Source organism: Streptomyces sp. NPDC026500, from assembly GCF_055567635.1.
On record NZ_JBVHQB010000008.1, the window covers coordinates 129,512 to 152,583 of the forward strand.

Consider the following 23,072-nt stretch of genomic DNA (forward strand, 5'->3'; position numbering starts at 1 on the left):
GCGGAAAACGAACGCGGGGATTTCCGCGACGTGACACTTCGCGGGAGACGGACGTGACTCTTCGGGAGAGACGGGTGTCGATAGGTTCGTGGGAGACCCATCAGTGGACGTTCGCGGGAGACCCGTGAGGAGACGTTCGTGAGGACGGGTCAGGTGAGGGACGTGGGGACGTGACACCTCGGGGCGGAGGACGAGGAGGAGCGGGTCCGAGGGCGTAGCCGGCCCCCGGACCCTGAGATGCCGCCATGTCGCACGCCGGCACGCTTGAGAACCCAGGTCAGTCGTTATGTCGCCGCGTCCTGCCTTTGGACCACCACGCATCGAGCTGCGCGGGCTGGACTTGAACCAGCATTTCGACGTACTGGGGCCTGGGCCCGGTCGATCCGGCGATCGGCGGCGAATACTGAGTCTGGAGCAATAGTCTGAGATTGATCACGGTCTGCCTCTGCCGAGTTGGGCTACCGCGGCGCGTGGACACTCCATCAGGCCGGAGTGCCGTTTGGTGCCGCGGGGAGGACTCGAACCTCCACTGGAACCGTGCATTCACGACAAGCTTCAGGTTCAGCTTGCGCTCCTCGCGCACCCCGGCCGTGGTGCGTTGTGGCCGGGGAGTTCAGAGGCTACCCCTGTGCGAACAGGTAGCCGAAAACAGCGTCCCCGACGCGCTGGTCGACGACGTCCACGCCGTTCGCCTCCTCGCGGGCGAACTTGACCGCCTGCTGCAACTTCTCGACGCGGTCGAGGAGTTCGTTGACGCGCCGCGCGGGCAGGGCGCCGGAGAACTTGACGGTCGTCCAGTAGCCGACGGGGATGTCCTCGTAGTACACCTCGACCTGGGCCGGGTGCTTCTCGGTGGCCTCGGCCTTGACGTGGTTCCGGGGGACCTTCTTCGTACGAAGCGTCCGCACCGGCTCGGTCTTCCAGGCATCGGTGGACGGATCCCGCACCCAGGACTCGGAGGCGTCGAGGACGGGCAACTTCCTTACGAAGGTGTTGAGATCGGTCAGCTGCTTCTCAAGAAAGAGCAGATAGGACACCGGCACCTCGGCGACAAGCACGCGCCCGTCCACCAACACATCGGCCCTCGCCGTGCAGTTGGCCCAGTCCTTGGTGGCGGTCACATCGAACAGCCGCGTCAGGGTCGCCGCGGTGTCCCGCAGCACGTCCTCGGCCTGCACCTGGACCCGGGTCGACTCGGGCGGCAGTTGCTCGCCCTCCTCGTCCTTCGGCTGATACGTCCGCGAGATACCGGCGAGCAACGCCGGCTTCTGCAGGCCATGATGAGCAGCCGTCAGGTCCTGATGGGACTTGGACTTGATGCCCTTCTCCACTGCGATGATCTGATTGAGTTTCGCCACATCGGTGACCGTAGCAGCGGCGGCCGGGATAGCTCGAAGCAATATTCGCGCCGGACGGTTCCCGCCGGATTCCGAACCGTCCCCAGGGGACAGCGCCCTCAGCTCTGTTGAGGCAACGCGCTCACCCCTGCGGAGGCGACGTCCTCACCCCTGCGGAGGCAGCGCCCTGACCCCCGCGGAGAGAACGCTCTCACTCCCGCGGAGAGAACTGCTCGGACTCCACCGCGGCGGCGAAGAACGCCTCCGCGTCGGAGACGGCGCGGACGAGAGATCGGGAATCCGTGCGCAGACCCACGACGAGGTCGTCCACCCCTCGCAGTCCCGCGCGTTCCAGCAGCCTCTTCTCGTTCGTCACCCACTCCCCGCGCGCCGCCAGTACGGCGTGACCCGTCTGCATGGCGGCTGTCGCCAGGGCTCCCGCCACCTCAGTGAGCCGGCCGGCCGGTGCGTGCTGGGACTTCGCATAGGCGAGGGTGGCCCGCGCGGTGCCGTACCAGCGTGCGGATGCTGAGGCGCGGAGCTCCGGCGGGTAGACGGCTGGGCGCGGTAGGCCGTCGCCGCGCAGGACACGGTTGACGGCGAGTTCGGCGACGATCAAGTAGGTGGGGATTCCCGCGAGATGGAAGAGGAGGGGCTCGACACGAAAGCGGCCGGACTTCGCCTCCGCCATCTCGTGCTCGACGACGTCGAGATCCCGGTAGTGCACGTCGACCCGGCGCTCGTCGATGGTCAGCCAGGCACCGCCGTTGAACACACCGCCGCCCCAGCCGCCGATCTCGGAGACTTCTCCCTGCCAGCCGACCGCTCTGAGGTCCTCGGGGTCGAAGTCGCCCCGGTAGTAGACCGCCAGGTCCCAGTCACTGTCCGGACGATGGGTACCCTGAGCCCGGGAACCGCCGAGGGCCACGGCCCGGACGGCCGGGAGGGCGGCGAGGCGGTCGGCGACGTGCGCGAGGAGCTTCTCGTCGTCCGCGTTCAACGACACAGGCCTCCGTTTCTCCGGGTGCATGCGACGAGGATGCTGCCGGGGTGGCGGCGGCGTCGAGCCGATATCGACGGTAATTCGGATGCGGGCGCAGGCGTCGGAGCCACATCATCGGCAAGTTGTCCGTCACCCCGTCGAGAGCCCCACCCACAGCCCCAGCCACAGGGAGCCCCCCATGGTCCAGCGCGTCACCGTTCCCAGCCTCTTCGCGCCGCCCGTCTACGCTCACGCGTCCCTCGTCGAGGCAGGGACGAAGCTGGCCTTCCTCGCCGGGTCCGTGCCGCTCGACGCCGACGGAACGCTGGTCGGCGCGGGTGATCCCGTACGGCAGGCCGAGCAGGTGCTGGCCAACCTCGACGAGCAACTGCGCGCCGTCGGCAGCGACATGGCCCATGTCGTGTCGACCGATGTGTACGTCGTCAGCAGTGAGACTGCGGTGCTGTCCGCGGTCTGGGACGTCGTCGAGGCATCCGGGCTGAGCATCGGCCCGCACTCCTCGACCCTGCTCGGCGTGGCCTGCCTCGGGTACACCGGGCAGCTCGTGGAGATCACGGCGACCGCCGTCGTCCCCGAGACCGAACCTGCGGCCGAGACCGAGCCCGACTGCGCCTGACCCCCGCGTCCGGGCAGGACCGCATCCGGCTCGACTACCGGTCGACCGTGGGATCGCCGGCCGGCCCTGGACGATCGTCCCGGGGATGCCCTTGAGCAGGAGTGCGTCGCGGATCACGACGCGGGCTCATCGCGCGAGGCCAACCCGGCGGTGGGCTCGTGATCAGCCCCGCCGACTCCGCTGCCGCGCTCAGGACTTGGCGGAGCATCGCGGGCGTGAGCCGCCCGGTGAAGGTGTTCCGCTGGCTGACGTGGAAGCACCCGAAAAGCTCGACCGAAGCGGAAGTAGAAGCGACGGCGGAAGCGGAAGCGGAGGCAGAAGCGGGCTCGGGCGAGGACGCAGACACGGGATCGGAATCAGTGTCGGTGTCGGAATCGGTGTCGGTTTCCGGGTCCGGGGCCGTGTCCGTGGTGCCCGGCTCCGGTCGCCGTTCGAGCGTCACCCGTGCCCCGTGCGCGAACGTCGGCCGTGGCCGGGGCACCGTCCACCCCGCCTGCGCGAAGGAGGGCAGCGCGGCCTGCCAGCCGAAGGCCCCGAGGACGATCACCGCCCGTAGCGTGGGCCGCAACAGCTCCAGCTCCCTGACGAGCCAGGGTCGGCAGGTGTCCCGCTCCTCGGGCGTCGGCTTGTTGGCGGGCGGCGCGCAGTGCACGGGAGAGGTGACGCGTACGCCGTACAGTTCCAGTCCGTCGTCCGCGCTCACCGAGGTCCCCTGCGAGGCGAGACCCACATCGTGCAGCGCCGCGTACAGCACGTCGCCGGACCGGTCACCCGTGAACATCCGACCGGTCCGGTTCCCGCCGTGCGCGGCGGGCGCGAGCCCGACGACGAGGAGCGAGGCGTCGGCAGGCCCGAACCCGGGCACCGGACGCCCCCAGTACGTCTGATCGGCGAAGGCGGCGCGCTTGGTGGCGGCCACCTCTTCGCGCCACGCGACAAGACGCGGACAGGCCCGGCATCCGGCGATCCTCGCGTCCAGCCCCGCGAGATCGGAGGGACTGGCCAGACCTTCCACGGAACCGGGGGAGGCTGCCGGACCCGCAGAGACGTCCGTACCGGCGGAGGCTGCCGAGCGCCCAGAGACTTCCGGACCGACGGAAGCTGCCGAGCGCCCAGAGACTTCCGGACCGACGGAGGCTGCCGGACCGGTTTCATTCGGGTCGCTGTCCACGCCACCAACGTACGACCGGTCCGCCCGCTCCGTTTCCCGCTGCCCCTCCCCACCGGCCTCTAAGTCATCTCCGCCCCGGCCGCCAGGAACCCGCAGATCAGCAGGAAGAGGATGGCGAGGAGGGGCCAGATGAAGCGGAGGTACTTGTCGTAGCCGACCTTGGCGAGGGCGACGCCGCCGATGGTGACGGCGGTGGTGGGGACCCAGAGGTTCATCCAGCCGCTGGCGGACTGCCAGGCGGTGACGACGACGGCACGGGAGACGCCCGCGAAGTCGGCGAGCGGGGCGAGGATCGGCATCGCGAGGGTCGCGTGGCCCGAGGTGGAGGGGATGAGGAAGGCCAGCGGCAGGTTCACGATGAAGACGATGATCGCGAAGAGACTGGAGGAGGTGCCCTCCACGATGCCCTCGATGGAGTGCAGAACCGTGTCGGTGATCTTCGAGTTGTTCATGATCACGGTGACTCCGCGGGCCAGCACGATCACCAGCGCAGGTGACATGAAATCCGCGGCGCCCTGGATGATCGTCGCGCTCAGCTTCTGCTCGCCCATCCGCGCCACCACCCCGACCAGCACCGACGCGCACAGGAACAGCGCCGCCAGCTCGGGGAACGACCAGCCGAGTTCGAACCCGTACGGTCGTGCGTCCGCCTTGCCGGTGAGCGCGCTGGACCACGGTACGACCGAGAAGATCATGAAGGCGAAGACCAGGGTCGTGGTGACGAGGACCGCCTTGTGCAGACCGGTCAGCTCGGGAACCTCGCCGGCCGCTTCCTGGGCGTGCTCGCGGTCCCCCGGCAGGAAGCCGGTGATCGAGCGTTCCGGGTTCTTCTGCACCCGGCGCGCGTACCGGACGACGTACGCGATCGTGACCGCCGTCAAAACGACCCACATCACGAACCGCAGCACGATGCCGTCGCCGAGCGAGATGCCGGCGGCCGATGAGGCCACGCCCGTCGCGAACGGGTTCACCGTCGAGCACAGCACTCCAATGCCGGCGCCGAGAATGATCGTGCCGACCGCGACCATCCGGTCGTAGCCGAGCGCCAGCATCAACGGCACGATCAGCCCGTAGAACCCCAGCGTCTCCTCGGCGAAGCCCTCCACGGTGCCGAGCACCGAGAACACCAGCATGATGCCCGCGATGAGCAGCGCACCGCGCGCCCGCAGCCGGTGCGCGAGGAGGCCGATGCCCCGGTCGAGCGCGCCCGTCGCGAACACCACCGTGATGAACGCTCCGATGGCGAGCACGAAGAGGAAAACGCCCGCGCTGCCGTACAGCTCACCGGCGAACTCCGGGCCGACCTGCGCGGTCTTCTCGTCCAGGATTCCGTAGAGGCCGTTGACGGGCGAGAGGAAGAGGTCGTTGAGGCGGTCCACGAAGCTCTGACCGGAGTCGACGCGGTGGTAGGTGCCCTGGATCGGCCTGCCCTCGGGCGTGCGGTCGTACTGCCCTGCAGGGACAAGGAACGCCAGCGCCCACACGGCGATCGTCACGATCGCGAGGACGGTCAGGGCACTCGGGAACGTGAACTTGCGCTGGTGCGGCGGCTCTTCGGTGTCGGGCGCCTCGGTATCGGTCGGAGTGGTCACCGGGCCCCGGCCTCCCGAGTGCCGCCGCCGACAAGGACGGCATGGGGCGCAGGGCCGCCCGTGAGGCAACCGGCGGCCCCGATGATCATGAGACCGCCCCGGAAGAGGACGGTGACATCGGCTGTCACCATGCCGCCCGCACGAGGAAGCCTGTGATCCCTGCGCTCATGAGGCCGCGCACGCTCCCGCTCCCGCTCCCGTGCGGAAGTCGGCCGCATACTCCCGCGCGAAGGCGCAGATCGCCACCACCGTGTTGCGCAGCTCCGAGAAGAGGACGCGCGCGGAGGCCGTCCGTCAACGCGCCGACCTTCGCTGCTGTCTCCACCCTCGGTCCCCTCTGCCGTCCCGGACAGCGTCGCCCCTGCTCCCCGGGCGCCTTCACTGCTGTTCCCCGGGCGGCTTCACTGCCCTTTCCCGGGCGGCTTCACTGCCGCTTCCCGGACTGCCTCACTCGACAGCCTCGGCGCACTGGGGGGACGACGCATCCGGTGTGGTCCGTGCGACGGAAAAGGCATGCGGTATGCCGGACTGCGGGCATTAGAGTCGAGCTATGGCTTCTCAGGGTGCTGACGGGGAGATGAAGGGCGCGGCTGCCGACGGTGCGCGCGGCGCGGGCGGCGCGAATGCCGTCACGGCCGACTCCGGGGCCGACTCCACGACGACTTCCACGACCGCTGCCGCCGTCAAGGCCGCCGCCGCTGCCGGGCCTGCCGGCGGCGAGAGCGTGCGGGTCGACGCCTGGATCTGGTCCGTCCGTCTCGTCAAGACACGCTCGATGGGTGCCGCTGCCTGCAAGGGTGGCCATGTTCGGGTCAATGGTGAGCGCGTCAAGCCCGCGTACTCGGTTCGCGTGGGCGACGAGGTACGCCTGCGGCAAGAAGGCCGGGAGCGGATCGTCGTCGTGAAGCGCGTGATCCGCAAGCGGGTCGGCGCGCCCGTCGCCGTCGAGTGCTACGTCGACAACAGCCCGCCGCCTCCGCCGCGTGAGGCCGTGGCTCCGGCGGGCATCCGGGACAGGGGCACGGGACGCCCGACCAAGCGGGACCGCCGCGAGACGGAACGCCTGCGGGGGATGCAGACGGGCTCGTCCGGCCCCGTCAGAACCTCCGTCCCGTCCACCGGCTCGACCGGGTCCGCTGGCTCTTCCCGCCGCTCGGCCGGTCCCCGCTGGACCGGTCCCCCGTGGGCCGGCCCCCGCTCGTCGGGTTCGTCGGATTCTCCCGGCCCCTCGCCCTCCTGAACGCCCGGAAAAGCGACCTGAACGCCCTGAAAGGCGACGTGCCGTCGTACGACGTCGAGGGCTCCCCCGGGACCGGGGAGCCCTCCGTCCTTGCTCCGTCGTCAGACTCGGCGTCCCACCCGTCGGCGTACCAGGCGGAGCAGCTCGGTTGTGTGGCCGCGCCTGGCCCAGGCGATCAGGGCGAGCGGCAGCAGCAGGATGAGCGGCGTCGCCACGTACGGGCCGTGGATGACCGTGACGTTGACGATGAACGCGCCGACCATCAGCGCGCCGAGCGCCGTCGCAGCCAGCGAGTCCAACAGCGGGATCAACAGGGCCAGGCCTCCGGCGAGTTCGAGCGCGCCGATGATGTACATGCCCGTGTGCCCCCAGCCCAGCTTGTCGAACGACTCTGTAGCCGAGGGGTGGGCGATCAGCTTGGGAAGAGCACTCGCGAACGCGTAGAAGAGGCCGAGGACGACCTGCAGGGCGGTCAGGGAGATGCGGGCGACGCGGGAACGGGGAGTCGCGGCGGCCTGGGCGGTGGTGGCGAGGGGAAGGGTGGTCTCCGACACGGTGGTCTCCTGTGGGAAGCGGGGCTGCTGCTTTCACGGAGATAGACCTGAGGACTGTCGGGAACTCATCGGCGCGGAACGGGGTTTGTTCCACCCATCGACCCACCCATCGACCCGCAGCCCCCCTTCCCACCCTCTCCCCCTCCCCCGCCCCGCCCCGCCCCCAAGCATGCCTAGACATGGCCCCGGGGACGGGCATCCCCCCGGACGTGCCCAGGCTGTGCCCAGGCCTGCCCCGGCCGCGCCCCCCTACAGTCCCGCTCCCCCTCCCCCGGCGCTGATTCGCTCGTTCACCCCTTCACGGCCCTCACCCACACCCTGTCGTCCGTCAGGTACCGGTCCACCTTCAGGCCCGCCTCCGCCAGGGCCTCCTCGAATTCGTCCTTCGTCAAAGGGCGGGACAGAAACGTCTGGGTCCAGGTGGCGTCCGGAAACGTGTATTCCGCGCGCACCGAGTTGACCCCGTCCCCGACGGGCTCGGCGGACACGATGCGTGCGACGAATCCGGACGGGTCGGTGCGCTCGCGGGGCACGTCGGTGTGCCAGTCCTCGCCCTCGCGCTGGATCAACACGCAGCCGTCGTCAGCCACATGGCGGACGCAGGTGTCCAGGAGGGCCCGCCGCACCCGGACATCCCCGGCGTGTATGAGGAACGACGCCAGCAGAACGACGTCGAACGTCTCTCCGAGGTCGAGGTCCTCGATGCTGCTGCGTATCCTGCGCGCCCCACGGACGTGCTCCAGCATTTCGGCGGACTCGTCCACCGCCGTGACCGCGAACCCCAGCTCCAGGAGCGGGTGGGTCATCCGTCCGACCCCGCTGCCCAGTTCCAGAATGTGCGCGGCGGCGGGCACAGCGGCGGTGATGATGTCCGGTTCTGTTCCGACGGGCAGGCGGGTGTAGAGCTCGACCGCGCAGCCGTCCGGTGTGATGGCACCGCGCCCAGTGCCCTCGTATCCCTGACGCTTCTCGATCCTCATACCCGTCCAACGGACGGGTTCCGCGGGGCCGTTCCCTCCCTCCATCACTCATTCGGGTGACATGTTCGAGGGACACCTGTCCGAGCCGGACCCCAGACCGGGTCTGGCGGACCCCAGACCGGGTCTGCCGGACCCCAGACCGGGTCTGCCGGACCCCGGACCGAGTCTGCCGAACCGCAGACCAGGGCTACGGCGGACGGACTACAACGCGAACCAGCCCCGCCCCCCGTACCAATGCCCACCACCGCGCAGGTGGTCCACCACCGCGCGCTCGACGCTGTTGCGCCGCGGCAGTTCGTCGAGCGGAAGCTCCGGGTCGCCGAAGACGAAGCCGATCGGCACCGTGTCGTCCGGCGTCGGCTCCTCGCACTCGAGGTGGAAGCGGTCCTGGAAGCGAATGATGTTGGAGTCGGCCGGCAGATACCGCTTGAGCTGCGGGTCGAGCAGCCAGGAGTTGCAGACGGCGACCTCGTGGCGCTCGTCGGGGTAGTGGCGGGCGAAGAACTCCCGGGCCAGGGCGAGTGAACGATCGCACGCGGCCGGGGAGAGAGGGCCGCGGAAGTCGGTGATGTGCAGGCTCACGCACGGGTCGCCGGGGCTCAGGTCCAGACCCGCCGCCGCGACGGCAGCGGCCGTACGCCGCCCCAGCAGCACCCGCTGGAACTGGAGCCGGCCCAGCTGGAACAGCTCGCCGTGGAAGTGCAGGGCTATCCACCAGGGGAACAGCAGTCCTGGGCCGCCGGCCCTTCTGTGGTGCACGGACACATGACGGCCAAGGTCGGCGAGCGTGCGCCGGGAGACGTCCTCGGGGACACCGCGCTCGCGGTGATGGGCGCGGACGTACGGAAGTGCCGCTATGAAGACGTACAGATGGAAACAGCGTCCGAGAGGTCCCGTCGTCACGGGGAACGCGGGCGGCTCCCAGCCCTTTCCTATCTCTCCCATGTCCCGTACGAAGCGGGTGACGCAGCGCGTGAGGAGGGCCATGGCTTCCGGGTCGGCGGCCAACCGGGCGCGCAGCGCGACGAGTTCGTTGATGTGCTCATGGGGAACGGACAGGTCGAGCAGGATGTCGGGCAACGCGTCGGCGTCCGGGAGTGACACTTCCCCCAGGGCAGAACTTTCGCTCTCCAGGTCTCTCAGCCACTCGGCGAGCCTCGCGTCCGCCCGCAGCGCCTTCAGCAGCACCGTTGCCTCCCCCGGCGGCCGTCGTCCGGACCGCTCTCCCTTGGTGAACGTGCACCACGAAGAGTACGTTTCCTCGTAGGAGTAGTGATCCTCATGCGTACGGGCAGTGAACCGATGACAGCGCGCAGTGCTCTGCGGATGCGCTTCTGGCTGAGCGTCTGGGGCCTGATCTGGGCCATCTTCGGGACGGTCGCGTTCGCCCTGGTGGGGCGGCCGGGATGGGCGGCCGCCTGCGGTCTGCTCTGGGTGATCGTCACCGTCGACATGACCATGATCCTGCGGCACATCAGGCAGGGCCCGCACTATCAACCGGGCCGTGACGTCCCGCCGTACGAACCCGTGGACGACCGGTCCCGGTACCGGCCTCCGGAGCGGCGCCGTCCGTCGAGGCCGTCGCACCCCTGAAGCGGCCGGGCGTCGGTCGCCCCTGTCTTACGGCGTGGTGCGCAGGGAGCCGTGCAGGCCCCTGCCGGATGCCGCCGGCGCGAGGTGCCGGGGGCAGAGAGCGCGGGATGCCGGCAGGCCGTGTACGCCCTTGCCGCTGCCTCGCGCGGTACCGCTACGAGTCGAATCGTGCAGCTTTCAGGTACTGCGGCTTCGGGTCGAGTGCCGCCGCCAGTCTGAAATGCCGCTTCGCCTGCTCGGGGCGTCGCTGGCGCTCGTAGGTCCGGGCGAGTGCGAAGTGCGCGAACGCGTTGTCCGGCTCGCGCTCCAGGACGATCGTGAACTCGAGCTCGGCGGGGCGCAGTTGCGCGGCGGCGAAGAAGGCACGCGCGCGCAGCAGCCGGGCCGCGGTGTTCTCCGGATGAGCGGCGATGACAGGGTCGAGCAGCTTCACCGCACCCCGCGGGTCGCGCGCGGCGAGCAGTTGCTCGGCGGCGCGGAAGTCGATGACGTGCGTCTCCGGAGTACGTCCGGTCGATCCGCTGGTCTCGGGCACGGCAGAGTCCTTCCCTCGCTGCAGGGGTTCAACGCCCCTCCCGAGGGGCGCTATTCCTGGGGCTGCCGGGCTCTGCGCACCAGATCGGCCCATACGTCCCGCACCCGCCGCTCCAGTTCCTCCAGCGGTACGTCGTTGTCGATGACGATGTCCGCGATCGCCAGGCGCTTGTCGCGCGAGGCCTGGGCGGCCATGCGGGCGCGGGCGTCCTCCTCGGTCATGCCACGCAGGCGGACGAGGCGGTCGAGCTGGGTCTCGGGGCGGGCGTCGACGACGATCACGAGGTCGTACAGCGCGGCCAGACCGTTCTCCGCGAGCAGCGGCACGTCGTGGACGACGACGGCGTCCTCGGGAGCGGCGTCCTCCAGTGCGCGCGAGCGGGCGCCGACCAGCGGGTGCACGATCGAGTTCAGGACGGCGAGCCTCTGCGGGTCGGCGAAGACGATCGAGCCGAGCTTCGGCCGGTCCAGGCTGCCGTCCGGGGCGAGCACGTCCCCGCCGAAGGCGTCGACCACCGCCGCCAGCCCGGGAGTCCCGGGCGCGACGACCTCTCGCGCGATCCTGTCCGCGTCGATCAGCACCGCGCCGTGCTCGACGAGCAGCCGCGACACTTCGCTCTTGCCGGCGCCGATACCACCGGTCAAACCCACCTTCAGCATGCCTCGCAGCTTAGGGCCTGCCACTGACAGACCCTCCGCCCGGGAGCCGGGAGGAGGGGTCAGGCGTCGCCTTCGCGCTCCGCCAGGAATCGCTCGAACTCCTGGCCGATCTCGTCCGCCGAGGGGATGTCCACCGGTTCCGCGAGCATGTTGCCGCGGGTTTCGGCACCCGCGGCGGCGTCGTACTGGTGCTCGAGGCCCTGGACCAGCGCGACGAGTTCCTCGTCGCCCTCCTGGATCTGCCGGTCGATCTCGGTCTGGGTGCGGTGCGCCTCGGTCCGCAGGGCGTGCGCTATCCCGGGAAGCACCAGTCCGGTCCCGGCCGTGATGGACTCAAGGACGGTCAGTGCCGCGTCCGGGTACGGGGAGCGCGCGATGTAGTGGGGCACGTGGGCGGCGACACCGAGCACGTCGTGGCCGGCCTCCATGAGGCGGTACTCCACGAGGGACTCGGCGCTTCCGGGGACCTGCGCCTCGTCGAAGGGGCTGCGGTGGCCGGGCACCAGGTCGGTGCGGTTGCCGTGCGGGGTGAGGCCCACGGGGCGCGTGTGCGGGACGCCCATGGGGATGCCGTGGAAGTTCACGCAGAGGCGGACGCCGAGCCGTTCCACGATCTGCTGGACGGCGGCGGCGAAGCGCTCCCACTCGGTGTCCGGTTCGGGTCCCGAGAGCAGCAGGAAGGGCGCGCCGGTGGCGTCCTGCACGAGCCGTACCTCAAGGGTCGGCTCCTCGTACTCGGTCCAGCGGTCACGCTTGAACGTCAGCAGCGGACGTCGGGCACGGTAGTCCACGAGCCGGTCGTGGTCGAAGCGGGCCACGACCTGGTGGGGCAGCGAGTCGAGCACCCGGTCGACGATCTGGTCACCGGTCTCGCCCGCGTCGATGTATCCGTCGAAGTGGTAGAGCATGACAAGACCGGCCGACTCCTGGGCGAGTGCCATGTCGACCACGGCCAGGCCCTTCGGCTCCCATGCGTACAAACCCTGCGGATCAAGCACTGTGACCGCTCCTCCTCGTGTTCGTACTGCACAACGTGGCACGGAGCACGGACATTCCCGTCCCGTGCTCCGCACCACTGTCCCGTGCCTTGTCAGCCTGCACGAGGGGCCGGCAGGAGTTCCGCGGCTGGTGACGGCACCGTCGGCGGGCCGCCACTAGCACAGCACACGTGTGTTACGAGGACAGCACGCGCGCGTGGAGCGCGGTGACGGCGTTGCGGGCGGACGTGAAGGCGCCGTGCTGCCAAGCGTCGGCGTAGCTCAGCCAGTCGCCCGCGAAGTAGACCCGCCCGGTGGGCCGGTTCAGCGGCTTGTAGCGGGGGTCGTCGGGTCCGCCGGGGGTGTTGTGCCAGGCGGCTTCCAGATGTGGCGTCTGACGCCAGTGCTGGGAGAAGGACGAGTCGAGTTCGGTGCGGTACTTCTCGCCGTAGATCTTCACGCCGACGGCCACCGCGCGCCGCTCGCGCTCCTCGGGAGTGAGTTTCGCGTACGCGTCGGCGTCGGAGCCGTAGTTGTAGTAGCCGATCATGACCCCCCGCCGGCCGTGGAAGCCGTACGAGGGATGCCAGATGTGGGTGACGTCCTGGTCGGTCTCGGTGATGCCGCCGTAGATCCGGTGATCGAGCTCCCACCAGCGCGACCGGTATTCGAGGCCGATCTTGCCGGCGGACTGCGGGGTGATCGCCTCCAGGGCGCTCTGGACGCCGGAGCCGAGGTTGTGCGGGATCCTGGCGAGGATGTTGGGCGGCAGGGCTCCGATGCAGAAGTCGGCGTCCAGGGTCCTGGTGCGCCCGCCCTGGGTGTACAAGACGGTGACGCCGCTCCCCTTGTCGGTGATCCGGGTGACCGCCGCTCCGGTACGGATGCGGTGGGCCCCGATCGCCCTGGTGAGCGCCTTGGGTATCTGGTCCATGCCGCCCACCGGCTGGAACATCAGCATCGCCTGGTCGAACTCGAACTCGAAGGAGAAGTAGCGGCCGACGCCGGAGGCGAAGACCTCGGAGGCGCTCGGAACGTCGCCGAGAAGCACGCCCGGGGTTCCGGCGGCGGCGGGGACGGTGGTGTAGCCGCGGCGCGGACCGCCCTCATAGGTGAGCTTGTCGCCGAGTTCGCCGAAGTCCTTGAGGAACTCGATGAGCCTCTCCTGGTCGACGGCGGTCAGTTCCTTGTCCAGGGCGCCCTTGTCAGTGGCCTTGGCCAGCAACTCGGAGACGTATCCGTAGACATCGGCCTTCGCGGTCCGATGGCGCATCGGCTTGGTCATGCCGGCCGACTCGTTGTACATGTATGCGTCCGCGTTCGTGTTCGTGAACACTTCGACGGGGACGCCGAGTTCCCTGCAGTAGTCGAGGGTGACCATCCACTGCGGGAGGCGGGCCGGACCGGCGTTCATGTACTGGCCCTCGCTGAACCGGGCCGTCTGCGTGTTGCCGTACAGGTCGGTGGTCGAATCACCGCCGCGTACCGTGAAGTTGCGGCCGCCGGTCCGGTCTCTGGCCTCCAGGACCGTACAGTCGTAGCCCGCCTTGCCGAGCTCGTACGCGGAGGCGAGACCCGCGATGCCGCCGCCTACGATCACGACCTTCGCGGCACCCCTCCCGGTGAGCGTGAAATCGCCCGACTTCGGTGCGCGGAAGGACTGTTCACGCTGGGCGGCCTGCGCGGTGGGCGCGAGGCCGAGGGCCCCCATGGTGGCGAACATCGCGCCCGCGCCGCCGGTCAGACCGACCGTCCGCAAGAACGCCCGCCGGCTCGCCGCTGTCGATCGCTCGTGTGCTGCCATGCCTTCGACTCCCCTCACGATCTTGATTGACCCGGGGATCCTGGCAACGGCCCGTTACAGCCTCACAGCTACTCGTGTATCCACCACGTTTCCCTCCCCGCACACCGGCCCGGCCCGGACCCCGACGCGGAACCGCGACCTCCAACGTTCACATGGGAACCCGAAGTTCATGTACAAGAACATTTTCTTGCGAACCGGCGGCACGGCACTCACCAACATCGCGGTGCCTCCCTGACCTGCCCCACGAAGCGGCGGCTCCCTGACCCTCCCCAGGAAAGGACCCCACACGAAAGTGGGCCCGCACCGAATCGGTGCGGGCCCACTTCTTTCAGCTACTTGCTAGCGGTGAGCTTTCAGCTCTGGCCGCCGGCGAGCTTCTCGCGGAGGGCGGCGAGCGCCTCGTCCGACGCCAGGGCGCCGGAGTTGTCGTCCGACTCCGAGGAGTAGGAACCGCCACCGGAGGCGGCCGGAGCCGCGCTCGTGGAGGTGGCACCCTCGGCCTCGGCCTGCGCGTCGGCCTCGCGGGACTTGATGACCTGAGCCTGGTGCTGCTCGAAGCGCTGCTGCGCCTCGGCGTACTGGTGCTCCCACGCCTCGCGCTGGGTCTCGTAGCCCTCGAGCCAGTCGTTGGTCTCGGGGTCGAAGCCCTCGGGGTAGATGTAGTTCCCCTGGTCGTCGTACGACGCGGCCATGCCGTACAGCGTCGGGTCGAACTCGACCGAGGCCGGGTCGGCACCGAAGGACTCGTTGGCCTGCTTCAGCGAGAGGCTGATGCGGCGGCGCTCGAGGTCGATGTCGATGACCTTGACGAAGATCTCGTCGTTGACCTGGACAACCTGCTCCGGGATCTCCACGTGGCGCTCGGCCAGCTCGGAGATGTGGACCAGACCCTCGATGCCCTCGTCCACACGGACGAACGCACCGAACGGAACGAGCTTCGTGACCTTACCCGGGACGACCTGACCGATCTGGTGCGTACGGGCGAACTGCTGCCACGGGTCTTCCTGCGTCGCCTTGAGCGACAGGGAGACGCGCTCGCGGTCCATGTCGACGTCGAGGACCTCGACGGTGACTTCCTGGCCGACCTCGACAACCTCGGAGGGGTGGTCGATGTGCTTCCAGGAGAGCTCGGAGACGTGCACCAGACCGTCGACGCCACCCAGGTCCACGAAGGCACCGAAGTTGACGATCGAGGAGACGACGCCGGAGCGGACCTGACCCTTCTGGAGGGTGGTGAGGAACGTCTGGCGAACCTCGGACTGGGTCTGCTCCAGCCAGGCGCGGCGGGACAGGACCACGTTGTTGCGGTTCTTGTCCAGCTCGATGATCTTGGCCTCGAGCTCCTTGCCCACGTAGGGCTGGAGGTCGCGGACACGGCGCATCTCGACGAGAGAAGCCGGCAGGAAGCCACGGAGGCCGATGTCGAGGATGAGACCACCCTTGACGACCTCGATGACGGTGCCGGTGACGATGCCGTCCTCTTCCTTGATCTTCTCGATGGTGCCCCAGGCGCGCTCGTACTGGGCACGCTTCTTCGAGAGGATCAGGCGGCCTTCCTTGTCCTCCTTCTGGAGAACAAGGGCTTCGATCTCGTCGCCGACCTTGACGACCTCGTTCGGGTCGACGTCGTGCTTGATCGAGAGCTCGCGGCTCGGGATGACACCTTCGGTCTTGTAACCGATGTCGAGCAGGACCTCGTCCCGGTCGACCTTCACGATGACGCCGTCGACGATGTCGCCGTCGTTGAAGTACTTGATCGTCTCGTCGATCGCGGCGAGGAATGCTTCCTCGTTACCGATGTCGTTGACCGCTACCTGCGGCGTGGTAGAGGTGGTCTCGGTGCTGCTCGTCATGTGGGAAAGGGCTCCGGTACGGACAGTGAGTCGTAGGTACTGCTTACGCCGGGAGCCCGTTTCGCTCTGTAGAAGGCCGGACAGCCAAGGAAGCGCCCCGACAAAAGCCGGAGGCGCCTCGAAAACCGAGGGGACATACATACAGATGCGAGCGCAGCCTGCTACGTCTGAGGAGCGCAGGCCCGCAGCGCAACTTGTAGCATACGGGGGCAGCCGGGCAGGGTCAATGCGCGAAGGCGCACACCCGGGGCGGATCGCCGCAATCCCGGCACAAGACCTGTCTCACAAGGCCACGCGGGCAGTAGAACGCCTCTTTCGTGACACGCCCGAGACGGGTTGGACGGAAGAGTACGACGAGGGAGCCGATCATCCAAGAGCCCGAACCCATCGAACCGGAAGCCACCCGACGTGATGCGGACCTCATCGAGAGTTCCCGGGCGAATCGGGGCTGGTGGGACCGGAACGCGGACGAGTACCAGATCGAACACGGCACGTTCCTCGGCGACGACCGATTCGTGTGGTGCCCCGAGGGCCTCGACGAGGTGGAGGCCGAGCTGCTCGGCCCTCCGGAGGACCTCAAGGACAAGGACGTCCTGGAGATCGGCGCCGGCGCGGCACAGTGCTCGCGCTGGCTGGCCGGGCAGGGCGCGCGTCCGGTGGCCCTGGACCTCTCCCACCGCCAGCTCCAGCACGCCCTGCGCATCGGGGGCGCCGTGCCCCTGGTGGAGGCGGACGCGAGCGCGCTGCCGTTCGCTGACGGCTCCTTCGACCTCGCGTGCTCGGCGTACGGCGCGCTGCCGTTCATCGCCGACCCGGTGCTGGTGCTGCGGGAGGTGCACCGGGTGCTGCGTCCGGGCGGCCGTTTCGTCTTCTCCGTCACGCACCCGGTCCGCTGGGCCTTCCCGGACGAGCCGGGCCCCGAGGGCCTGACGGTGTCCGCGTCCTACTTCGACCGCACCCCGTACGTGGAGCAGGACGAAGACGGCCGCGCGGTCTACGTCGAGCACCACAGGACGGTCGGCGACCGGGTGCGCGACGTGGTGGCGGGCGGCTTCCGCCTGGTCGACATCGTCGAGCCGGAGTGGCCCGCCTGGAACACCCAGGAGTGGGGCGGCTGGTCCCCGCTGCGCGGGAACCTCATTCCGGGCACGGCGATCTTCGTGTGCGAACGGGACTGACGTACGGGACACGCAAGATCAAGGTGCGCGTTGCACGCGCGTGCAGGTTGCGCACGAAGGGGAGCCGAACCGGCTCCCCTTCGTGCGTCTTGGTGCGTCCTCGTGTGTCGCGGTGTGTCCCACGCGCGTGGAGGCTGTGCCGGACTTCGTACGCGGCCGGTTCGGCGCTCGTACGAGACTGGGGGCGTGATCCGTTACGAAGCCCTGGACGTACTGCCCGTACGTGGCGCCCTGCCCGCTGTGGACGATGCCCTGGAGGGGCACGGCAGCGCGGTGCTGGTGGCTCCGCCCGGCACCGGCAAGACGACGCTGGTGCCGCTGGCCCTGGCGGGTCTCCTGGACGACGGGCGCCCGGCACGCCGGGTGGTGGTGGCCGAGCCGCGGCGGATCGCGGCCCGGGCGGCCGCCCGGCGGATGGCGTGGCTCCTCGGCGAGCAGGTCGGCCGGAACGTCGGATTCACGGTGCGCGGGGAGCGGGTGGTCGGCCCCCGCGCGCGCGTGGAGGTCGTCACGACCGGGGTCCTGCTCCAGCGGTTGCAGCGGGACCAGGAGCTGACGGGCGTCGACGTGGTCGTGCTCGACGAATGTCACGAGCGGCATCTGGACGCCGACACGGTGGCCGCGTTCCTGCTGGACGTGCGGGCCGCGCTCCGTCCCGAGCTGAGGCTGGTCGCCGCGTCCGCGACGACGGACGCCGGAGGCTGGGCGCGGCTGCTGGGCGACGCGCCGGTCGTCGAGGCGGAGGGTGTCTCGTATCCGGTCGAGACGGTGTGGGCGCCGCCCGCGCGCCCCGTACGGCCGCCGCACGGGATGCGGGTGGACCCGGCGCTGCTCACGCATGTGGCGTCCACGGTGCGGCGGGCGCTGGCCGAGCGCTCGGGTGATGTCCTGTGCTTCCTTCCCGGGGTCGGGGAGATCGCGCGGGTCGCCGGGCAGCTGGGCGGTCTCGGGGACATCGATGTGCTGCAGGTGCACGGGCGGGCTCCGGCAGCCGTGCAGGACGCGGTGCTCACGGCCGGCGTGCGGCGCCGGGTGGTCCTCGCGACCTCGGTGGCCGAGTCGTCGCTGACGGTTCCGGGGGTGCGGGTGGTCGTGGACTCCGGGCTGGCGCGGGAGCCGCGGGTGGACCACGCGCGCGGGCTGAGCGCGCTGGCGACCGTACGGGCCTCGCAGGCGGCCGGACGGCAGCGGGCGGGGCGGGCCGGGCGTGAGGCGCCGGGCGCGGTGTACCGGTGCTGGGCGGAGGCGGAGGACGGCCGTCTGACGCGGTTCCCGGCCCCCGAGATCAAAGTGGCCGACCTGACGGCGTTCGCCCTCCAGGCGGCGTGCTGGGGCGATCCGGAGGCGACGGGGCTGGCTCTGCTGGATCCGCCGCCGGGCGGGGCGATGGCGGCGGCGCGGGCCGTCCTGTCGGCCGTGGGCGCGGTCGACGGCTCGGGGCGGGCCACGGAACGCGGTGTGCGCATGTCCCGTCTGGGCCTGCACCCGAGGCTGGCGCGGGCGCTGCTGGACGCGACCCCGGTGGTGGGCGTGGCGCGGGCCGCCGACGTGGTCGCGCTGCTGAGCGAGGAGCCCCCGCGCGAGTACGGCGACGACCTGGCCGCCGCCTGGCGCACCGCCCGGCGCGGGGGCGACGCCTACGCGGCCCGCTGGCGCACCGAGTCCCGCCGGCTGCGTTCCGCGGCGGCCGGCGCCGGGCCCGCGCCCGGCGACGCGTCCTCCCCCGGTTCTCCCTCCGCTCCGGAGGCGCGCGACGAGGGGCCGGGTCATCACCGGGGCGACCGTGACGGCACCCCCGCCGACAACGGGGCGCGGGCGGAGCCCGGGGACGACCGGGTCGTCGGGCTCGTCGCCGCGCTGGCGTTCCCCGAGCGGGTCGCGCACGTGCAGGGCGGCTCCCACCTCATGGTCAACGGGACCCGCGCGGACGCCGGTGAGGGCTCCGTCCTGCGCGGTGCTCCCTGGCTCGCGGTCGCCGTCGCGGATCGTCCAGTCGGCAGGGGGCACGCGCGCGTGAGGCTCGCGGCGGTGATCGACGAGCGGACGGCACGGCGGGCCGCCGCCGGCCTGTACTCCGAGGGCGACGAGGTCCACTGGGCCGAGGGCGATGTCGTGGCGCGGCGGGTGGAGCGGCTGGGGGCGGTGGAGCTGGCCGTGCGGCCGTTGCGGAACGCGGACCCCGGGCTCGTCAGGGAAGCGCTGCTCGAAGGGCTGCGGGAGGAGGGCTTCGGTCTGCTGCGGTGGTCGCCGGACGCGGGGGTGCTGCGGCAGCGGCTCGCGTTCCTGCACCGGCGGCTCGGAGACCCGTGGCCGGACGTCTCAGACGAAGTGCTGCACGCGCGTGTGGCGGAGTGGCTGGAGCCGGAGCTGAGCCGGGCCCGGCGGCGGGCGGACCTGGCGCGGATCGAGGCCGGGCAGGCGCTGAACCGGCTGCGGCCCTGGGCGACGGGGGAGGCAGCCCGGCTCGACGAGCTCGCGCCCGAGCGGATCGAGGTGCCGAGCGGGTCGAGGATCCGCGTCGACTACGCCGACCCCGCGCAGCCGGTGCTCGCCGTGAAGCTGCAGGAGATGTTCGGGCTGCACGCCTCGCCCGCGGTCGCCGGTGTGCCCGTACTCGTGCATCTCCTCTCCCCGGCCGGGCGGCCGGCCGCGGTCACCGCCGATCTCGCGTCCTTCTGGAAGGACGGCTACAAGGGCGTACGGGCCGAGCTGCGCGGCCGGTACCCCAAGCATCCGTGGCCCGAGGACCCGGCGACCGCCGAGCCGACGCGGTACACGAACGCGCGGCTCAGGCGTTGACGGGCTCGGGGTCGGCCGCCGGGGCGGGTGCGGGATCGCCCGGCCTGCGGCCGCGGGCCTCCAGGTACAGCGAGAGGGACAGCAGGGCCGCGCCCAGGAGCAGGAAGCCCCAGGGGAGGTAGGAGGTCATCATCAGGACGAGGGTGCGGTTCGACTTGACGAGGTCGACGGTGTGCCTGATGTAGTCCTCGCGCATCTTCACGTGCCCGGAGAAGGCGGTCACCTTGTCCCGGTCGCCCAGGAGTGTCCCGCCGCGGAGTTCCTCCTTGTGGATCTCCTCGCCGTAGACGGGTGCTCCGGTGACCGGTTCGACCCAGAACTTGCGGACGGTGGTGTACCAGCGGGTGGTGCCGGTCTTGGCGAGGGACTCCGGGGTGACGCCCTGGACGGGCATGACCTTGGGGAACTTCACCTTCGTCCAGGGGATGGTCTGCTCGAAGTAGTAGACCTTGACACCCCGGAAGGTCCGGGTGCCCCGGTAGTGGATGGGCGCCGAGGTGCGGGTCTGCGCGTCGAAGTACTCGTAGTCCCGTTTCTCGGTCCGGAAGGGCCATTTGAACTCGATGCCCCCGCGGTTGACGGGGTCGCCGTCGACGGACTCGCCGGTGGCGTGGACGGGTTCCTGGCTGTGGGCGTCGAAGATGTAGCGCTCGGGGAGCTTGGAGACCATCTTCCCGTCGGGGCCCTGGACATAGGAGAGGGAGTCCCAGACGACGACGTCACGGCCCGCGGTCCGCTCGATCCGGTCGGAGGCCTCGACGTTGCCCTTCAGGGTCTGCACGATGGTGACCTTGGAGACCTTCTTGGCCTTCATGGTGCCGTAGTCGAGGAGGGTCGCGTCCTTCGCCTCCAGAACCATGTCCTGGTACTGGTCGGCGGGGATCTTGGCCAGGCGCGGGAAGGCGTACCAGCGCAGCAGCGGGGACAGCGCCGCGAAGAACACGGCGAGCGCGAGCAGGATCAGGCTTGCCTTGCGGCGCATCTCGACGGCCCTCCCGGTGCGTGCGTCAGGGGTGCTTGGGGACGGTGGTGAGCATCGGCTTCGGCGAGGTGTGTCCGGCCGGCGAGCCCATCGCCGTGATGGTCAGGACCAGCGCGAGTGCCACGGCGAGACCGGTCGCGGCGGCGATGAGGGCACGCATGCGGGCCTCCCGAGGGCCAGGAGCTGATACATCGTCAGGTCCGGCACCGTAGCAACGGCGAGGCGAGATGAGAACACGTCGCACACACAACGGATCAGGGCGCCCCCGCGGCGTGAGCCGGGAGGGCGCCCTGGAGGCGAGCTGTGCCGCGCGGTGGCGGCTCCGTTCTAGGAGGCGGTGGGAGAGGCCGTGGGAGTGGCGGTGTCAGGAGCGGCGGCGACCGTCAGTTCGATGGTGAGGGTGGCTCCGCCGATGGTGGTGATGCGGAGCAGGAAGGTGCCGGTGGTGTCGTCGGCGTACAGCTTCGGCAGCTTGAGCAGGCCGTCGGCGTCGGTGGTCAGGGCGGTGAGGGTGCGTACGGTCTTGCCGTCCGCGTCCTTGAAGTAGGGGCCCTTGTCGTTCTCGCCTGTGTCGTCGGCGGACTTGATCAGGGTCGCGGTGGCGGCGACCTTGCCCGCGGCGGCGCCCTGGTAGGTGGCCTTCACCTCGATCTGGTCGGCGAACTCGCCGCCCGGCACGCAGGTCGGCGCGGTGTCGGTGGTGCGGGCCAGGGTGTCGGCCTGGCGGGCGGTGACGGTCGCCGTGTAGTCGAGGCCGGCCATGACGCGGCCCACGACGGTGACGCGGACCGTGAAGTCGCCCGTCTTCTCACCCGCCACGAGCGCGGGCGCGGTGGCCGTGCCGAGCCCGTTGGTGAGCTGTGTGGCGACGCTCTCGCCGCCGGTGAAGGTGGCGTCGGTGTCGCCGACGATGGTGAACCGCACCCGGACCTTCGCCACGGCCTTGCCGGCCTTGTCCTCGGTCCGTACCGCGATCTTCTGCGTGAACGTGTCGCCGGCTGTCGCCGTGGGGTGCCCGGCGCCCATGTTCGTCAGGTGGTCCACCGTCTGGGTGGGCGTCGGCGTGGTGGTGGGCGGGCTCGTCGGCGGCGTGACGGGCGGGGTCGGGGTGGCGGGCGGCTTCGGGGCGGGGCTCGTCGGACCGCCGCCCGGGCGGGGGCTGCTCGGCGGGGACGGCTGCGGCGGGGTGGGAGTGGGGCTCGGCGAGGCGGGTTCGTCGCTGTGGTGCGAGGGCAGCGTGCCCGTGCCGTCCGGTACCTCGTGCGTGCCCTTGCGGTAGTACTCCAGCCACGACAGGACGGTGTTGAGGTACGCCGTCGAGTTGTTGTAGCTGAGGATCGCGGCGTTCATCTGCGCCTGGACCGACATGTCGTGGCCGAAGCGGCACAGGTAGTGCCCGGCGGCCAGCGCCGCGTCGTAGACGTTGTTGGGGTCCTTCTTGCCGTCGCCGTTGCCGTCGCGGCCCGCCCACGCCCAGGTGGAGGGGATGAACTGCATGGGACCGACCGCCCGGTCGTAGGTGCTGTCGCCGTCGAACGCGCCGTTGTCGGTGTCCGTGATGCTGGCGAAGCCGTTGCCGTTCAGGACCGGGCCGAGGATCGGCGAGAGGGTGGTGCCGCTCGCGTCGACGCGGCCGCCGCGTGCCTGGCCCGACTCGACCTTGCCGATCGCGGCCAGGAGCTGCCAGGGCAGGTTGCAGGTGGGCTTGGACTCGTGCAGCGACGCCTCGGCCTGCTTGTAGGCGGCCAGCACGGTCGCCGGGATGCCCGCCTCGGCGGCGCCCGTGGCGGCGGGCGTGCCGCCTCCCGCGCTCGCGCTCGGTTCGGGGTTCGGGCTCTGCAGCGGCGGAAGGTCCGTGTAGTAGCGCGAGTTGCCGGTCGCGGTGCCGTCGCCGCCCGCGTCGTTCGCGCCCTGGCCGACGTCGGCGCCCGCCGACTGTCTGCCGTGGTCGTCGGTCGTCACTCCCGGGGCCTGGGAGGCGGACAGAGCCGCGACCGCGGCCGCGGCCACAGCGGTGGTTGCCGCGCTCTTGCGCAGCCTCCTGCCGAATTGCGCCGCCATTGAGTGAACCCCTCCCACGGACGACCGGCCCAGCCTGCCGTCTCTCAGAACCCTGTGCGCTTCCGCCGTTTCCGGCCGTGCTCCCCAGCACGGCGACCCAGGTGACCCTACGACAACTTCCGTTGCCCGGGGAGCCGT

At 70.4% G+C, this 23,072-nt stretch carries 20 protein-coding genes; 5 read left to right on the forward strand and 15 right to left on the reverse strand.

The genetic code is table 11. From position 1 onward, the window contains the following. Positions 1–620: 620 nt before the first annotated feature. A complete protein-coding gene (locus ACZ4N5_RS16695) occupies positions 621–1,358 on the reverse strand; it encodes a DUF7873 family protein (protein ID WP_453281271.1) in 738 nt (245 codons plus the stop codon). Between the two features lie 190 nt (positions 1,359–1,548). Continuing rightward, the gene (locus tag ACZ4N5_RS16700) at positions 1,549–2,343 is read right to left on the reverse strand and encodes a nucleotidyltransferase domain-containing protein (protein ID WP_467757807.1); all 795 of its coding nucleotides are present in this window, start codon (positions 2,341–2,343) and stop codon (positions 1,549–1,551) included. Positions 2,344–2,518: 175 nt separating this feature from the next. Here ACZ4N5_RS16700 and ACZ4N5_RS16705 point away from each other — a divergent pair, with 175 nt between their 5' ends. Next, positions 2,519–2,956, forward strand: coding sequence for a RidA family protein (locus tag ACZ4N5_RS16705; protein WP_467757808.1), 438 nt, complete (start codon positions 2,519–2,521; stop codon positions 2,954–2,956). Positions 2,957–2,990: 34 nt separating this feature from the next. On the opposite strand, the gene ACZ4N5_RS16710 is transcribed toward ACZ4N5_RS16705, so the two are convergent. Next, positions 2,991–3,971, reverse strand: coding sequence for a uracil-DNA glycosylase (locus ACZ4N5_RS16710; protein ID WP_467757809.1), 981 nt, complete (start codon positions 3,969–3,971; stop codon positions 2,991–2,993). 215 nt (positions 3,972–4,186) lie between these two features. Continuing rightward, entirely contained in the window at positions 4,187–5,719 is a 1,533-nt protein-coding gene (locus ACZ4N5_RS16715) for a YfcC family protein (RefSeq protein WP_467757810.1), read from the reverse strand. A 550-nt stretch (positions 5,720–6,269) separates the two neighbouring features. Between ACZ4N5_RS16715 and ACZ4N5_RS16720 the strand changes: the two genes are divergently transcribed. Beyond that, the gene (locus tag ACZ4N5_RS16720; protein WP_467757811.1) at positions 6,270–6,959 is read left to right on the forward strand and encodes an RNA-binding S4 domain-containing protein; all 690 of its coding nucleotides are present in this window, start codon (positions 6,270–6,272) and stop codon (positions 6,957–6,959) included. 101 nt (positions 6,960–7,060) lie between these two features. Here the strand turns inward: ACZ4N5_RS16720 and ACZ4N5_RS16725 are convergent, their stop codons facing one another. From ACZ4N5_RS16725 to ACZ4N5_RS16735, 3 genes are all read right to left on the reverse strand, one after another. Next, on the reverse strand, positions 7,061–7,513 hold the full coding sequence (locus tag ACZ4N5_RS16725) for a DoxX family protein (RefSeq protein ID WP_467757812.1): 453 nt from the start codon (positions 7,511–7,513) through the stop codon (positions 7,061–7,063). A gap of 290 nt (positions 7,514–7,803) precedes the next feature. Then, entirely contained in the window at positions 7,804–8,493 is a 690-nt protein-coding gene (locus ACZ4N5_RS16730; protein WP_467757813.1) for a class I SAM-dependent methyltransferase, read from the reverse strand. Positions 8,494–8,694: 201 nt separating this feature from the next. Further along, the gene (locus ACZ4N5_RS16735) at positions 8,695–9,681 is read right to left on the reverse strand and encodes an acyltransferase domain-containing protein (RefSeq protein ID WP_467757814.1); all 987 of its coding nucleotides are present in this window, start codon (positions 9,679–9,681) and stop codon (positions 8,695–8,697) included. A gap of 93 nt (positions 9,682–9,774) precedes the next feature. On the opposite strand from ACZ4N5_RS16735, the gene ACZ4N5_RS16740 reads away from it, so the two are divergent. Next, positions 9,775–10,086 (forward strand): DUF6343 family protein, encoded by a 312-nt coding sequence (locus tag ACZ4N5_RS16740; RefSeq protein ID WP_467757815.1) that lies wholly within the window; start codon positions 9,775–9,777, stop codon positions 10,084–10,086. 154 nt (positions 10,087–10,240) lie between these two features. Here ACZ4N5_RS16740 and ACZ4N5_RS16745 read toward each other — a convergent pair whose 3' ends face one another. The 5 genes from ACZ4N5_RS16745 to rpsA all read right to left on the reverse strand — a co-directional run bounded on the left by ACZ4N5_RS16745 (position 10,241) and on the right by rpsA (position 15,914). After that, a complete protein-coding gene (locus tag ACZ4N5_RS16745) occupies positions 10,241–10,621 on the reverse strand; it encodes a tetratricopeptide repeat protein (RefSeq protein ID WP_467757816.1) in 381 nt (126 codons plus the stop codon). 50 nt (positions 10,622–10,671) lie between these two features. Beyond that, complete coding sequence (gene coaE / locus ACZ4N5_RS16750) at positions 10,672–11,280, reverse strand: dephospho-CoA kinase (protein WP_467757817.1); 609 nt, start codon at positions 11,278–11,280, stop codon at positions 10,672–10,674. Positions 11,281–11,339: 59 nt separating this feature from the next. Next, positions 11,340–12,278: a PAC2 family protein gene (locus tag ACZ4N5_RS16755; protein ID WP_355855544.1), complete on the reverse strand. Its 939-nt coding sequence runs from the start codon at positions 12,276–12,278 to the stop codon at positions 11,340–11,342. Positions 12,279–12,453: 175 nt separating this feature from the next. Then, complete coding sequence (locus tag ACZ4N5_RS16760) at positions 12,454–13,980, reverse strand: flavin monoamine oxidase family protein (RefSeq protein ID WP_467757981.1); 1,527 nt, start codon at positions 13,978–13,980, stop codon at positions 12,454–12,456. Positions 13,981–14,414: 434 nt separating this feature from the next. Then, on the reverse strand, positions 14,415–15,914 hold the full coding sequence (gene rpsA / locus ACZ4N5_RS16765) for a 30S ribosomal protein S1 (RefSeq protein WP_467757818.1): 1,500 nt from the start codon (positions 15,912–15,914) through the stop codon (positions 14,415–14,417). A gap of 317 nt (positions 15,915–16,231) precedes the next feature. Between rpsA and ACZ4N5_RS16770 the strand changes: the two genes are divergently transcribed. Continuing rightward, on the forward strand, positions 16,232–17,092 hold the full coding sequence (locus ACZ4N5_RS16770; protein ID WP_467757819.1) for a class I SAM-dependent methyltransferase: 861 nt from the start codon (positions 16,232–16,234) through the stop codon (positions 17,090–17,092). Between the two features lie 186 nt (positions 17,093–17,278). Beyond that, positions 17,279–19,891 carry an ATP-dependent RNA helicase gene (locus ACZ4N5_RS16775; RefSeq protein ID WP_467757820.1) on the forward strand — a complete coding sequence of 871 codons (2,613 nt, stop codon included), beginning with the start codon at positions 17,279–17,281 and terminating at the stop codon, positions 19,889–19,891. Here the strand turns inward: ACZ4N5_RS16775 and pgfA are convergent. The 3 genes from pgfA to ACZ4N5_RS16790 form a co-directional block, all read right to left on the reverse strand. Continuing rightward, positions 19,881–20,873, reverse strand: a complete 993-nt coding sequence (gene pgfA, locus ACZ4N5_RS16780) for a cell envelope lipid trafficking protein PgfA (protein ID WP_467757821.1) — start codon at positions 20,871–20,873, stop codon at positions 19,881–19,883. The genes ACZ4N5_RS16775 and pgfA overlap by 11 nt on opposite strands. A 25-nt stretch (positions 20,874–20,898) precedes the next feature. Continuing rightward, positions 20,899–21,033 (reverse strand): SPW_0924 family protein, encoded by a 135-nt coding sequence (locus ACZ4N5_RS16785; protein WP_266757582.1) that lies wholly within the window; start codon positions 21,031–21,033, stop codon positions 20,899–20,901. Positions 21,034–21,200: 167 nt separating this feature from the next. Then, complete coding sequence (locus ACZ4N5_RS16790; RefSeq protein ID WP_467757822.1) at positions 21,201–22,934, reverse strand: lytic transglycosylase domain-containing protein; 1,734 nt, start codon at positions 22,932–22,934, stop codon at positions 21,201–21,203. Positions 22,935–23,072: the final 138 nt, after the last annotated feature.

What these genes read in the sequence shown, in the direction of transcription:
- ACZ4N5_RS16705 (WP_467757808.1), top strand. Translation starts at nt 2,519, where the DNA reads ATGGTCCAGCGCGTCACCGTTCCCAGCCTCTTCGCGCCGCCCGTCTAC.
- ACZ4N5_RS16720 (WP_467757811.1), top strand. Translation starts at nt 6,270, where the DNA reads ATGGCTTCTCAGGGTGCTGACGGGGAGATGAAGGGCGCGGCTGCCGAC.
- ACZ4N5_RS16730 (WP_467757813.1), bottom strand. Translation starts at nt 8,493, where the DNA reads ATGAGGATCGAGAAGCGTCAGGGATACGAGGGCACTGGGCGCGGTGCC.
- ACZ4N5_RS16740 (WP_467757815.1), top strand. Translation starts at nt 9,775, where the DNA reads ATGCGTACGGGCAGTGAACCGATGACAGCGCGCAGTGCTCTGCGGATG.
- coaE (WP_467757817.1), bottom strand. Translation starts at nt 11,280, where the DNA reads ATGCTGAAGGTGGGTTTGACCGGTGGTATCGGCGCCGGCAAGAGCGAA.
- ACZ4N5_RS16760 (WP_467757981.1), bottom strand. Translation starts at nt 13,980, where the DNA reads ATGTTCGCCACCATGGGGGCCCTCGGCCTCGCGCCCACCGCGCAGGCC.
- rpsA (WP_467757818.1), bottom strand. Translation starts at nt 15,914, where the DNA reads ATGACGAGCAGCACCGAGACCACCTCTACCACGCCGCAGGTAGCGGTC.
- pgfA (WP_467757821.1), bottom strand. Translation starts at nt 20,873, where the DNA reads ATGCGCCGCAAGGCAAGCCTGATCCTGCTCGCGCTCGCCGTGTTCTTC.
- ACZ4N5_RS16785 (WP_266757582.1), bottom strand. Translation starts at nt 21,033, where the DNA reads ATGCGTGCCCTCATCGCCGCCGCGACCGGTCTCGCCGTGGCACTCGCG.
- ACZ4N5_RS16790 (WP_467757822.1), bottom strand. Translation starts at nt 22,934, where the DNA reads ATGGCGGCGCAATTCGGCAGGAGGCTGCGCAAGAGCGCGGCAACCACC.